Source organism: Nocardia sp. NPDC049149 (assembly GCF_043197455.1).
In the GTDB taxonomy this organism is placed as follows: domain Bacteria; phylum Actinomycetota; class Actinomycetes; order Mycobacteriales; family Mycobacteriaceae; genus Nocardia.
The window spans coordinates 779,989-792,504 of record NZ_JBICTD010000002.1 but is presented as its reverse complement, the minus strand read 5'-3'; the positions used below and the strand labels follow the sequence as shown (position 1 = coordinate 792,504).

Below are 12,516 nucleotides of genomic sequence, written 5' to 3'. Positions count from 1 at the left end.
AGGTCCGACGCTTGCTCTGCACACCTGTAAGCGTCGAAAGGAATTGTCATGACCGAGAACCCGGTACAGCTCGCGGTAATCGTCGGTAGCACCCGGGCCGGCCGTTTCGGCCCGACCGTGGCCAAATGGTTCGTCGACCACGTCGACCGGCGTGCCGACGTGGCCGCCGACCTCATCGATCTCGCCGAGGATCGGCTGCCGGTGCAGATGTCGCACGAGATCGAGCCGGAAGCGGCGCGGGCACTGGACACCGTCGGCGCCCGGCTGGCCGCCGCCGACGCGTTCGTCGTGGTGACGCCCGAATACAACCACAGCTACCCGGCGCCATTGAAGAACGCGATCGACTGGCATTTCACCCAGTGGCAGGCCAAACCGATCGGATTCGTTTCCTATGGCGGGGTTTCGGGCGGCCTACGTGCCGTGGAACACCTCCGCCACGTGTTCGCCGAACTGCACGCCGTCACCGTTCGCGACACCGTGAGCTTCCACGGCGCCGCCCAACTCTTCGACCCCACCGGCAAACCCACCGAGCCCGCCGCGCCCGCGGCTGCCGCCGATCAACTCCTGAACCAACTCGTCTGGTGGGGGTCGGCCCTTCGTACGGCTCGAGCCGTACGCCCCTACACCGGCTGACACGGCCAGCCGCCGACGCCGAGGTGCAATCGTCGTACGGTACGAGATCGCTAGTGGGCGACCGGGATTGGTTGCCCGCAGCTATTCGATGTCGGGGTATCGGCGAGGTGGTCGGCGAACCACTGCAGCACCCGCGGTGAGGTGACCTGCTCGTTCTTGTCGTCGTGGCCTACGCCGGGATTCCACTGGGCAGTCACTCGCGTGCCCGCGGCACAGTACCGATCGATAAGGGCCGCAGTGAGTTTCGGTGGGACGAGCTGGTCGTCGAGTCCGTGCGCGAGATAGACGGGAATACCGGCCGGCATGTCCGGGGCTCGGTTCGCTTCGAAGGCGCGCCGCCACCCTGGGTCACCGAGCGGGTCGCCTTTGAAGTAGTCACCCATGCCCTGCGCGGCGATCAACCGGGGCACCATGGCAGCGGGAGGTGTTGCGGCGCAGGCGGCCTCGGCCATTTCCCGATTGCGTAGCGCGGCCGCAGGGGTGATCAGCGCATTGAGGTCGAGCTCTGGATAGACCTTCGCGTACTCGGTGGTGAGGAACGGCGCGACCGCCCAGCCTTTGAGAAGTTGGGGCGGGAGCTCGCGCAGAATGCCCGCCACGTCGGAGGCCGGGGCGTTCGCCGCATCGGCAACCAGATGCAGTTCGGGAGCATAGGTCGGAGACTGTGCCGCGGCCGCCAGCGAGATGAGCCCGCCCTGGGAGACGCCGTAGATCACCATGTCGGCGCCTGCTCCGGTGCCGGGCAGCGTGCGCGCGGCGCGCGCGGCATTGAGCGTGTCGCGGCCCTGGTCAGCCGTGACGAGATAGTGCTCGCCATCGCCTGTGCCTGCCGCACCGGCGTAGTCGGTCGCGGCGACCACCCAGCCGCGTCCGAGTGCGTCGTTGAGCCACGGCATCGAATCGGCGATACGCGATATCCGGCTCGGCGCACAGTCGGCGCCGAGGCCGACGGTGCCGTGTGCGAAGTTCAGGATCGGCCGGTTGGCGCCGGGGCCCGGCGGGGTCCAGATCATCCCGGACGACACCGTCGGCGCACCACGTCCGTCCTGCGACCAGTACAGGATGCGCTGCCCGGTGCCGCGCACGCCGGGCAGCGACATGGGTGACGTGCGGATGACCGTCCCCGGCGCCGCAGGTGAAATACCTTGTGGCACAGCATAGAAGGCGTCCAGTCGCCGCTGCTCCGCATCCTGGCCGACGGCGTGCGCGACGACGGTCCCGTACCAGCCCACCGTCACCGCGAGCACGACCAACTGGACGGTCGCCGCCGCTGGCCGCCACCATCGCAGCGCACCGGCCCGTGGCAGCGGTGTGGTGAGCCGAAGCCCGCGCACGATCATCGCCGCACCGGTGCTCAGCAGCGCAATGATCGTGTACGCGGTGAAATCCAGTCCGGTCCGGAACGGCAGCGTCGCGAGGATCACCCCGGCAAGCACCTGCCAGCCCGCCAGCGGTGCGGACGCCACCAGTACGTCGTCGCGGCGCGTCCCCGCGAGCAGGCCACAGATCCCGACGGCGAGCCAGCACGCGCCGACCCACACCAGCGCCACGGAAACCGGCATCGTCAGCGCGGCAAGACCGACCACGGCGAACCCTGCGGCAAGCACGGCCTCGACGCTCAGCAACCGCCGTGTGCGCGGACCTGACTCGGGCTCAGCCGGTCCCGCATGGTCTGCGGACGGATCCGTCTTCGCCGACCGCCCCGCGAACCACCAGCGCACCGCCGCTGACGTCGCGAGCATCAGCATCGCGACGGCGACGACCACCCGCCCCGCGACCAGCGAGACACCGAAGGGCGAGAACAGCAGCCCACCCGCCACCACCACGGCGACACCGGGCGCCCACCACGCGATCCCGCGTGCGTCCCAGGTCCGGGCATTGCTGCCGCGCTGTGTCCTCGGTTCACTCACGACTCCGCCTAGCTGCCGCGCGCACGCCGCGGCCTCCGCTTCACCATCACAGCAAACAGCTCGTTGCCGACAACTCTACGGACGGCACGGCCGCGGTCGATGTGATCTTCGTCGGGCCACGAATCCCGTGGTCAGCGGTTACGCCACCGCCGCATGGCCCACTGCCTGGCCGACGGGCTCACCGCGAGCACCGGGAGAAACAGCAGGAAACCGGCGAGGGCGACCGGGATCAGCAGGTAGATGAGCAGCTCACCGAGAACTTGGATGATGGTGGGGATGGCGAACGGCACGGCCAGCACTGCCAGCGCAATCGCCAGCGGATAGGCGCCCGCCGAGGCCGCGCCCATCGCCGCGAACGCGAATCCGGCCGCGAGCACCAGTCCGAGCAGGGCGACGAGATAGTTGTCCCACCACGCAGGTTGTTTCGTATGAATGAGAACGCCTCCCGGTCGTTGTACCGACCCAGCCGGAAAGCCTAGCGCGGTACCGCGTTCTCGATGAGCAGATCGCGGATTATGTTGCCCTGCTCGGCAACTCGACAGCATCGACGGTGACGGCGGGCTCGTCGGGTGTTTCCTTGCGGGTGTTCAGCCAGGCGCCGGCGAACATCAGTGCCGCACCGGCGATCTGCACCGGTTCGATCGTTTCGCCGAGCAACAACCACGCGCAGCCCAATCCGAAGGCGGGCACCAGGAACATGGCGGTGGCCGCGGTGGCCGGCCCGACCTGGCCGACGGCGCGGTAGTAGAGGACATACGCCAGCGCGGTCGGCAGGATGCCGAGATACAGCTGGTTGCACCAGAATTCGAGGCCGAGGGTGGACCACGCCACCTCCGGCAATGCGGGCGCGGCGAGCACGCCGAGCGCGATCGTGCCTGCGGCGGTCGCATAGAGCGTCACGGTCGGCGCGGAAAACCGGGCGAGCACCGGCGCCCCGAGCATGGTGTATCCGGACCAGCAGGCGGCGGCGCCGAGGAAGACGAGGTCGCCGAGCAGCCGATTCCCGTTGTCGGACGACGGTATACCGATGAAGAACACGACACCGCCTGCCACCGCGACGGCCAGGCCGAGCGCCCGCGGGCCGGACAGCCTGGTGCGGCCGAGCGCGGCCAGGATCGCGACGGTGATGACCGGGCTCGACATCGGCACGATGACGCTCCCGTCCGCGGCGGGCGCCAGGGACAGGCCGAGGAAGAACAGGACGTTGTAGCCGAAGACCCCGATCAGTCCGATCCCGGCGATCTGGGCCGCGTCCTTCAGTCCCACCCGGCGTGGCCGCAGCACGACGAGCAGGACGAGGGCGCCGATCAGGAACCGGAGAAACCCGGCGACCTCGTGCGGCACGTCGCTGACGGCGAGCTTCGAGGAGGCGAACGCGCTGCCCCACAACGCCATGACCAGCACAAGCAACAAACGGATACGCATGCCGACGATCCTGGCTGCGACACCCCTGTGCGGTATTGAACGCTGGTGCGGGGAGAATGAAGGAGTGGCCGAGGGTGAATGGGTGACGTACCGGCGGATGCCGCACCGCCCCGTCGAAGTGATGCACGCGCACTTCGAGCGGCATGCCTATCACCTGCACAGCCACGAGACGTACTCGTTCGGCCTCACCGAGTTCGGCGCGCAGGGCTTCGACTGCCGGGGTGCGTCGCGGGTCAGCGCGGCGGGCATGGTGATGGCGTTCAACCCGGACGAGCCGCACGACGGCCACGCCGCCACCGACGTCGGCTTCACGTATTCGATCGTGCACCTCGGCACCGAGCTGATAACCGACGTGCTGTCCGATCAGTCGGGCAGGCCGACCGGCCTGCCGCTGTTCACCGATCCGGTCCTGCCCGATCCGCTGTTGTCCTCGGCGGTGCGCAGGCTGTACGCCACGCTGATCGGCCCCGGCACCGAGCTGGCCGCCGACGAGGCGTTGGCGGCGACGGTCGCCGCCATGGTGCGCCGCGGCGCCCGCCGCCCGCTGGTGAGTTCGGCGGCCGTCGTCCGCGGCGGCGCGGTCACCGATATCGCACGGCGGGTCCGCGCCACCCTCGCCGACCGCTACCTCGACCCGCTGTCCATGGACGACCTCGCCGCCGTCGCAGGCTGCAGCCGGTTCGCCATGTACCGCGCCTTCCGCGCCTGCTACGGCATGGCCCCGAGCGAATACCAGCGCATCCTCCGGCTCCGCGCCGCCCGGCGGTTGATTGCCGCGGGCCGCCCGATCGCCGCGGCGGCCACCGAAGCGGGCTTCGCCGACCAGGCCCACCTGATCCGCTGGTTCCGCCGCTGCTACGGCATCACCCCCGGCGTCTACGCCAACGCAGCCTGAATTCAGCCCTGGGAACAGCTATTTCGCGCGGTTTCTGTCGTAGGTGTTCTATACCGTCTGCCAGGTACGGCCGATCGGTATGTGGGAGGACACCATGGGGTTGGCAGAAGTGATCACCGTTCGTGAGGTGGCGAGGACGGTGGTCGAGCTCGGGCTCGTCGATCCCTCGGAGCCCGAACGCCGCATGGACGAGGAGGTCTTCGAGGAGACGCTGGAGTACTTCGGTTACTCCGATCGGGATGCGCTGCTGGGGCTGCTCGGTGAGCTCGGAATCCGATATGCCTACGACTACAAGGCTTTTCGGGGGATCGGTCGGGTGGACGATGGCGCCAGGGAAGTCTGGTACGCGGAGGAGCTACAACGCATCGCCGCATGCACCCGCGGGCTGATCACCATCACGAACGTCGCGCTGCGCCCGGACTCATTGGAGTTCGATTGCAACGGAAACCGGGTGAGCTGGCCCGTCTATCCCGGTGACGACGAAGACGTCGAAGCCTCACTGGTGTTCGCCACCTACACATTCGGTCTCGTTCCCGTCGACTCTTCGGCGCGGTGGTGCGCCGTCGAACCGGTGGACGAGGACTACAGCGCGGAGCTGGTCTTCGGTGATCCGGTCGCGCTCGGCCAATTGGGTGAGCGTTTCGGTGTGATCTTCAGCGACGCCTAGGCTGCGGCGCTGCCGTCGGAGTGGACCGGCGCGGCAAGGTGGGCTGCTTGCCGCGCCGAACCCGTTGTCGCACTTCGCGAATGGCTATACCTCCAATTCTTCTTCGATACTCTTGAGGCGGTGCCTGGCCAGCGCGAGGTTGGCCCGGCCGCGGTCGAGTGCGAGATAGAGGAACAGGCCCTTGGATTTTCGGCCGGTCATCGGTCGGATCACATGGTACTGGCCGGACAGGGTGATGAGGATGTCCTCGATCTCGTCCTTCAGGCCGAGCTGGTCGATGGTGCGCATCTTGGCCCGCACCACCTCGGTATTGCCGGCAGCGGCCACCTGCAGGTCCAAAGCCTTTGAGCTGCTGAGCATGCCGAGCGCCATGCCGCTGTTGTAATCGACGACAGCGGCGCCGACGGCGCCGTCGATCACCATCATGTCCTTGAGCGCCAGATCCATATTGCTCATATTCGTTCCTTTCGGTCGGTGTTTGTTGTCCGGTGTTTTCCGGAGTCGTTCGCCATCGCCGCCAGATGTTCGGCGACGGCACGGGCCACCGGACGTGACTCCAGGTGGAGCCGTCCGACGTTCACTTCTGGGCCGGCGAGCACGGTCAACGAGGTCCAGCCCGCCGCGTAGATCACGACGTAACCGGCGGTGCCGCGGACCACGACCTCGTGGAAACCGCCGCCGTGCGCGGTGGTGGCCAGCCGATGCGACAGCGATAGCTGTGCCGCGGCCATCGCCGCCATCGCGGTGGGCTCGAGATGGGTGGGCAGATCGTGCGCGACGAGCAGCCCGTCGCTGGATGCCACTAGCACGCCGGTCAGCTGCGGAGCCCGCTCGCGCAGCAACTTCAGCTCCGCGAGCACCACCGCATTCTGTTCCGGTTCGGACATCGCCACCTTGGTCAACCTTCCCATCAATTCGCCGAACATCTTCTTCCGCGCGGTCACGCAAGCTCCTCCAAAGCTGCCCGCAGCCGGACGAGGAGGTGGTGGTCGATCGGGTCCGTCTCGACAGGAATCGACACGGGCTGGCGCACTCGACGGCGCAGCGGCCGTGCGGTTTCGGCGACCCCGGCCAGGCTCGGCACGAGCTCGGCGCGCGCCGGGTCGACGGTCATCGCGGGCCTGGCGATCACGGGGGGTGGCTCGATCAGTCCCGCTGTCGTCAGGTCTCGCACCGCCATCAGGCAGCCGTAGGTGGTGCGGCCGAGGTCGCGGGCGATCCCGCTGACGCTGCGCCGGGTGTCGGCGGTGGCGAGCACCTCGGCCTGGCCGCCGGTGAGCATGACGCGCTTGCGCCGAATCCGTTGGGCGGGAACGACAGGCGCGCGATCGACGAGTGCGGCGGGCCACGGTCCGGAATCCGGGTCGCCGCGCCGCGAACACTCCTGCACAAGGGCGTGCGGGGTGACGTGGCAGACCGTGGCGAGCCAGTGCGGCGGCGCAGGCCGGAATTCGAGGTCGGTGGGGGAGCCGAGCAGGAAGTAGGCGGCGTCGAAAACCGACAGCAATGCCAGGGCTTCCAGCCGGGGACGGCCCAGCACACCATCGGGATGCCCGGCTTCTGCCTCGCGCCAGTCATCGATATTCGCCACGCCCGCGGCAACGACGAGCCGATCGAGGCCGGTGGTGCAGCGGCAGTCGGCAGAGGCGATCGCACCGTCGGTGAGATGAAATGCGCCGTCGCGCATGCGAAGTACTCCCGTGCGACCTTCTTTTTCGAGCCTGCGCAGTTCGACCGCCAGTTCACCGCCCATGGCCGTCCTCGGCAAATTCGGCGAGAATGGCGCGGAGTTGGAATCGAGCCATCCCCAGATTGCCGGTGTCGTCGAATAGCACATGTACGAAAAGTCTGCCGTCGAAGTCGCCGTTCACCAGATTCAGCAGATGGAATCCCCGTGGCCCGCTGACGATGATCTCGGCGATGTCGTCGCCGTCGCGGTCGGCCGCGAGTGCCGGACAGTCCAGAACCGCGCGGACCACGTCCGTCGTGGTGGCGGCGGCCTCGTTGGCGTCGATGAGTTCGTGCCTGCCCGCTGCGGCGATCGCGAGTCCGCTCGCGCTGTCCACCAGGGTCACGCTGTGCGCGCCGGGGATGTCCATGATGCGTTCCAGACAGCCGTCTATACCGAATACCGCGCTACCGCTTGTCATCTGAAGGTTTCGCCACCGCTTGTCATTTGAAGTTTCAGCACTGGCGACGCTACATAATTTGCCGGAAAGATGTAAGGCCAAATCGGCAGAATCTCGGGGGCGGAAGCCATTTCCCCCGGACAGCACCCCAAGAATACCTTGCAGTATTGAATACCCCTTGGTATTCAATACCTTTCGGTATTCGACCATTCTTTCGGATTGGTTCATCCGATGTCGTACTTCCCGTCCGTTGCCCGCTCGCGGCCGTCCGGGCAACCTGCGGGCGTGCCGACGGCTGCGTCAGGGCAACCGCCGAGCATGCAGGCTAGGACAACGGCGCCAGGGTGGCGCCGAGGAAGAACACGTAATCGGGGCTCTCGGTGAAGTTTTCGGAGGTTTCCTCGCCGATGTACAGGTCGAGGTGGCGTGCGCCGCCGAGGCTCGGGGCGAAGCCTTCGGCGATGGACCATTCGACGGCCTGGAATTTGGCGCAGGTGTCGGGGTCCGCGGTGTTGAGGACGCCACAGTCGGTGAGCCGCAGGCGAAGTCCGGGGGTGAGGTCGTCGGCGGCGGCGCTCTGGAACGGCCGCAGCACCTCGCCCGCGGCGTCGCGTGGCTGCGAATCGAGCCAGAAGCCGGTGTCGTAGGACCAGTTCAGGTAGGCGCCCGCGTGCTCGCCGCTGGTGATCCGGCCGGTGCCCTCGTCGCGCACGGCCTCGATGAAATCGGTTGGCAGCGTGCCGAGTTCGGCGTCGGAATCGGTGCATGCGAGATCGGAGCAGCCGTGCACCGTTTCGCGCGGCCCGTCGTGGTACGACTCGACCGGGGTGTAGTACACCGTGACGGTCCAGTCCGACCATGCGTCCGCCTCGGTGACATCACATCCCGCCGTCGCAAGCACCGCGACGGCGACCAGACCAACACCCAGCCTCACGGAGTAATCGTACGGGCGTCGGCGGCTGGCCGCCGCCCGCGCGGAGTCGGTCGGGAACGTCGGCGCCTCGGTCGCTAGCGGACCTCGGGCGGGCGCGGCCACGGGTTGTTCTCGATGTGCTCGACGGACTGGTTGAACCGCGCGATCAGCCTGCTCAGTTGGTCGACATCGGTGTCGGACCAGTCGGCGACCACCGCGCCGATCCCTTCGCGACTCTGCAGGCGATCCGCGGCCAGCGCCGCGTTGCCCTTGACGCTGGCCTGGATCTTGCGGGCGATGCCGCCGTCCGGATCGGGGACGCGGTCGACCAGGCCCTGCTTGAGCATCGCGGCGACCTGGCGGTTGATCGTGGAGATGTCGAGCTGGAAGGCCTCGGACAGCTCCTTCAGGCTCAGCGGTGCGTCGAATTCCAGCCTGGTCAGAATCAGAAAGGCCGAGCGGTCGAGCTGGAAGCCTGGGCGGCGCAGCACCGACGCGGGGAATTGCCTGGCGAGCAGGGTCAGCTCGAAGACCAGGCGGGACAGCGCTGCGTTGGTGGCAAGACCGGAATCGGACATGACCCTCACTATGTCGTGTCTATCACGGCGATATCAAATTGTGCACCATACACAACGTGTGTAGCGTGCACATTCGTGAGTGTAACTGCCGACGCGTCCTCGACCGTCTCCGAAACCGACGACCGACGGCGTCCCAATTCTGCCGTCCTCATCGCGACTCTCGGCATGGTCGGCGTCGTCGTGTCGCTGATGCAGACGCTGGTCATCCCGATCATCCCGACGCTGCCCGACCTGCTGAACACCTCGGCGTCCAACGCCTCGTGGGTGGTCACCGCGACGCTGCTCGCCGGTGCGGTGGCGACGCCGATCAGCGGCAGGCTCGGCGACATGTTCGGCAAGCGCCGGGTGCTGTTCGTCAATCTGCTCGCGCTGATCGCGGGTTCGATCGTCTGCGCGAGCTTCTCCTCGCTGGTGCCCGAGATCGTCGGGCGGTCGCTGCAAGGCGCCGCTGTCGGTGCGATTCCGTTGGGCATCAGCATCATGCGCGACGAATTGCCCGCCGAGAAGGTCGGTGCGGCGATGGCGATCATGAGTGCGACGCTCGGCGTCGGTGGCGCGCTCGGCTTGCCGCTTGCCGCGGCGATCGCGCAGAACGCGGACTGGCACGTGCTGTTCTGGACCGCGGCGGGCCTCGGCGTCGTCTGTGCCGCACTGTGTTTCGTCTTCGTGCCGGAGTCGCCGGTGCGCACCCCGGCCCGCTTCGATTTCGGTGGCGCGGTCGGTCTCTCGATTGCCTTGCTCGCCTTGCTCATTCCGATCACCAAGGGTGCGGACTGGGGCTGGGCCAGCGCGAAAACGCTGATCCTGTTCGCGGTGTCGGCGGTGGTGTTCCTCGGCTGGGGCGCCTTCGAACTCCGGCAGCGTTCGCCGCTGGTCGACCTGCGGGTCTCGGCGCGGCCGCGGGTGCTGTTCACCAACGCCGCCTCCATCGCGGTCGGCTTCGCGCTGTACGGCATGTCGCTGACCTTCCCGCAGCTGCTGATGGCGCCCGAGCAGACCGGCTACGGCTTCGGCCTTACCATGGTCAACGCCGGATTGGCCTTGGCGCCAACCGGATTCGTGATGATGCTGCTCTCGCCGGTGTCGGCGAAGCTGTCGGCGGCGCGCGGCCCGAAGATCACCCTCGCGCTCGGCTCGGCGGTGATCGCGGCGGGCTACCTGTGCGCCGTGGTGCTGATGAACAGCGTCTGGGAGATCATGCTCGCCTCGATGATCGTGGCCGCCGGTGTCGGCCTCGCCTACGCGGCGATGCCCGCGCTGATCATGGGCGCGGTGCCGGTCACCGAGACCGCCGCGGCGAACGGGCTGAACTCGCTGATGCGTTCGGTCGGCACGTCCACCTCGTCGGCGGTGATGGCCGTGGTGCTTGCACACATGACCATGCAGCTCGGCCCGCACGTGTTCCCGTCCCGCGACGGGTTCCACACCACGTTCCTCATCGCGACGGCCGCAGCCATTGTGGCGATCGTGCTGACCGCCATGATCCCGATGCGCAAGGCGGCGGACGCGGCGACAACGGTCGGGCACGCCTGACCCGAAAAGCGCTGAGGCCGACCCGAGTTCGCTCGGGTCGGCCTTCTTGTCATTCCGGCGGCACGGCGGCGGCGTAGCGGCGGGCGATGGTGCGGATGTGGTCGACGAGTTCCGGCGGGCCGTCGACCCGGAAATCCATCATCAGCATGCTGAGGTAGATGGCGATGGTCTCCATGGCGTCGGCGCCGGTCAGCAGGATGCAGGTGTTCGCGTCGACCGCTTCCACCACGCCCACCGCGGGATTGATGCGGGCGATGACGGTTTCGGCCGGGGCCAACACGGTGACCCTGGCATTCACCTTCCAGCCGGTGCTGGCGATATGGCGCATGACGAAGGCGACCAGGTCCTCGTCGGGGAGGGCCCGGGGTGCGAAGCGGCGGCTGCCCGCGCCGGCCCGCTGGATTCTGGCGACGGGAATCGCGCTCCAGGAATGGGTTTCGAGGTGGTAGGCGACCAGGTACCAGCGACGCTGCCAGTTGATGAGCCGATAGGGCTCGATCTCCTCGGTGCGCTCCGTGTCGTCCTGGTCGAGCAGGACGGTGGCGCCGTCGCGGATACCGCCTGCGAGCGTGGTCAGCACCGCGGCGGGGACCGGGGCGTCCGGTTCTCTGGATCCGGTGGTGGCCGGTCCGATAGCGGTGGCTTCACGGAGCGCGGTCACCTTGCGCTGCAAGCGTTTCGGCAGGATCTGGTCGAGCTTGGCCAGCGCCCTGCTGACGTTCTCGCTGATATCGGCGATCCCGGTGGCCCCGTCCTCGGCCAGGCCGACGGCCACCGCGACGGCCACCGCCTCGTCGTCGTCGAGCAACAGCGGCGGCATGGTGGTGCCGCGACCGAGCCGATAACCGCCGACCGCGCCCCGCTGCGCCTGCACCGGGTAGCCCAGATCGCGCAGGCGTTGGATGTCGTGGCGCAGCGTGCGGTCGGTGATCGACAACCGCTCCGCCAGCTCGCGCCCGGTGTGTGCGCGGTCCTGCAACAGGGCAAGCAACCGCAGCACCCGTAGTGTGGTCGGCGTCACATTTTACCTCCGAAAAATTAGGAACGAAACTAGCCTAATGGCCACATAGGCTGATGTCAGAAGCAAGAACAACCCAAAGGAACTGACATGAACGCCACCTCCGCCACCTCCGCAATCGCCACCCTCAGCCCGGTGTGGCGCGACGTGCTCGCCGACTCGTACCGCGCACTGACGACCGTGGTCGCCGGCGTCCGCGACGACCAGTGGCAGCTGCCGACCCCGTGCTCGGAATGGAACGTGACGCAGGTGCTGCAGCACGCCGCGGGCGATCAGCTCGGCTTCGCCGCGTTCCTCGGCATCGGCAACGGCCCGTCGGACAACCCGTTCGAGCCGTCCGGCCACCTGGACGGCGCGCCGCAGGCGCTGGTCGAGGACGCGGTCGAGCAGGTCGCCGCCGCGTGGGCGACGGTCGCCGACGACACCGAGACCGTGCCGACCCCGCTGCCGCACGGCGCACTGGCCACCCCGGTCGCCGCCGTGATGTGCGCATTGGACGCCGCGGTGCACGCATGGGACATCGCGATCGCCACCGGCCAGCCGTCGCCGCTGACCGACGAGCTGGCCGGGCACCTGCTCACCGCCGCCCGCACCGCGCATCCCGCGCCGGGCAGCGGAGTGGAGGCGGAAATCGTTGAGCCGCTGCGCCAGTGGGGCGCCTACGCGGCGGTCGTCGAGGGCAAGTCCGACGGCTCGGTGGTCGCCGAGCTGCTGAGCTACCTCGGCCGCGACCCGCGGATCTGAGCCATGAGGGTGTGCGGCCAGGCGCCGCGCACCCTCGCCCGTGTCTGTGGCGTCAGTTGAGCCGCGGCGCG

General features: G+C 68.1%; 15 protein-coding genes. 5 read left to right on the top strand and 10 right to left on the bottom strand.

The annotated features are described in order from the left end of the window. Window positions 1–48 precede the first annotated feature (48 nt). On the top strand, window positions 49–633 hold the full coding sequence (locus ACGFNJ_RS09390; protein WP_393445274.1) for an NADPH-dependent FMN reductase: 585 nt from the start codon (window positions 49–51) through the stop codon (window positions 631–633). Window positions 634–683: 50 nt separating this feature from the next. On the opposite strand, the gene ACGFNJ_RS09385 is transcribed toward ACGFNJ_RS09390, so the two are convergent. The 3 genes from ACGFNJ_RS09385 to ACGFNJ_RS09375 form a co-directional block, all read right to left on the bottom strand. Next, window positions 684–2,543 carry a lipase family protein gene (locus ACGFNJ_RS09385; protein WP_393445272.1) on the bottom strand — a complete coding sequence of 620 codons (1,860 nt, stop codon included), beginning with the start codon at window positions 2,541–2,543 and terminating at the stop codon, window positions 684–686. Between the two features lie 131 nt (window positions 2,544–2,674). Beyond that, window positions 2,675–2,920: a hypothetical protein gene (locus ACGFNJ_RS09380; protein ID WP_069166321.1), complete on the bottom strand. Its 246-nt coding sequence runs from the start codon at window positions 2,918–2,920 to the stop codon at window positions 2,675–2,677. Between the two features lie 136 nt (window positions 2,921–3,056). Then, window positions 3,057–3,968, bottom strand: coding sequence for a DMT family transporter (locus ACGFNJ_RS09375; protein ID WP_393445270.1), 912 nt, complete (start codon window positions 3,966–3,968; stop codon window positions 3,057–3,059). A 64-nt stretch (window positions 3,969–4,032) separates the two neighbouring features. Between ACGFNJ_RS09375 and ACGFNJ_RS09370 the strand changes: the two genes are divergently transcribed. Both ACGFNJ_RS09370 and ACGFNJ_RS09365 read left to right on the top strand, forming a co-directional pair. Further along, window positions 4,033–4,863, top strand: coding sequence for a helix-turn-helix domain-containing protein (locus ACGFNJ_RS09370; RefSeq protein ID WP_393445268.1), 831 nt, complete (start codon window positions 4,033–4,035; stop codon window positions 4,861–4,863). A 94-nt stretch (window positions 4,864–4,957) separates the two neighbouring features. Further along, window positions 4,958–5,530 (top strand): hypothetical protein, encoded by a 573-nt coding sequence (locus tag ACGFNJ_RS09365; RefSeq protein ID WP_393445266.1) that lies wholly within the window; start codon window positions 4,958–4,960, stop codon window positions 5,528–5,530. Between the two features lie 84 nt (window positions 5,531–5,614). Here ACGFNJ_RS09365 and ACGFNJ_RS09360 read toward each other — a convergent pair whose 3' ends face one another. The 6 genes from ACGFNJ_RS09360 to ACGFNJ_RS09335 form a co-directional block, all read right to left on the bottom strand. After that, a complete protein-coding gene (locus ACGFNJ_RS09360; RefSeq protein ID WP_393445264.1) occupies window positions 5,615–5,986 on the bottom strand; it encodes a hypothetical protein in 372 nt (123 codons plus the stop codon). Continuing rightward, complete coding sequence (locus ACGFNJ_RS09355) at window positions 5,983–6,474, bottom strand: roadblock/LC7 domain-containing protein (protein WP_393445262.1); 492 nt, start codon at window positions 6,472–6,474, stop codon at window positions 5,983–5,985. The genes ACGFNJ_RS09360 and ACGFNJ_RS09355 overlap by 4 nt, the downstream gene beginning before the upstream one ends. Beyond that, entirely contained in the window at window positions 6,471–7,283 is an 813-nt protein-coding gene (locus ACGFNJ_RS09350) for a hypothetical protein (protein ID WP_393445260.1), read from the bottom strand. The genes ACGFNJ_RS09355 and ACGFNJ_RS09350 overlap by 4 nt, the downstream gene beginning before the upstream one ends. After that, window positions 7,273–7,680 carry a hypothetical protein gene (locus ACGFNJ_RS09345; RefSeq protein WP_393445258.1) on the bottom strand — a complete coding sequence of 136 codons (408 nt, stop codon included), beginning with the start codon at window positions 7,678–7,680 and terminating at the stop codon, window positions 7,273–7,275. Before ACGFNJ_RS09345 ends, ACGFNJ_RS09350 begins: the two co-directional genes overlap by 11 nt. A gap of 304 nt (window positions 7,681–7,984) precedes the next feature. Then, window positions 7,985–8,593 (bottom strand): hypothetical protein, encoded by a 609-nt coding sequence (locus ACGFNJ_RS09340; protein WP_393445256.1) that lies wholly within the window; start codon window positions 8,591–8,593, stop codon window positions 7,985–7,987. 74 nt (window positions 8,594–8,667) lie between these two features. After that, window positions 8,668–9,150 (bottom strand): MarR family winged helix-turn-helix transcriptional regulator, encoded by a 483-nt coding sequence (locus tag ACGFNJ_RS09335; protein WP_393445254.1) that lies wholly within the window; start codon window positions 9,148–9,150, stop codon window positions 8,668–8,670. A gap of 75 nt (window positions 9,151–9,225) precedes the next feature. Between ACGFNJ_RS09335 and ACGFNJ_RS09330 the strand changes: the two genes are divergently transcribed. Then, window positions 9,226–10,683: an MFS transporter gene (locus tag ACGFNJ_RS09330; RefSeq protein WP_393445252.1), complete on the top strand. Its 1,458-nt coding sequence runs from the start codon at window positions 9,226–9,228 to the stop codon at window positions 10,681–10,683. Window positions 10,684–10,732: 49 nt separating this feature from the next. Here the strand turns inward: ACGFNJ_RS09330 and ACGFNJ_RS09325 are convergent, their stop codons facing one another. Next, the gene (locus tag ACGFNJ_RS09325) at window positions 10,733–11,704 is read right to left on the bottom strand and encodes a helix-turn-helix transcriptional regulator (protein ID WP_393445250.1); all 972 of its coding nucleotides are present in this window, start codon (window positions 11,702–11,704) and stop codon (window positions 10,733–10,735) included. Window positions 11,705–11,791: 87 nt separating this feature from the next. Between ACGFNJ_RS09325 and ACGFNJ_RS09320 the strand changes: the two genes are divergently transcribed. Beyond that, a complete protein-coding gene (locus tag ACGFNJ_RS09320; RefSeq protein ID WP_393445247.1) occupies window positions 11,792–12,445 on the top strand; it encodes a TIGR03086 family metal-binding protein in 654 nt (217 codons plus the stop codon). Window positions 12,446–12,516 lie beyond the last annotated feature (71 nt).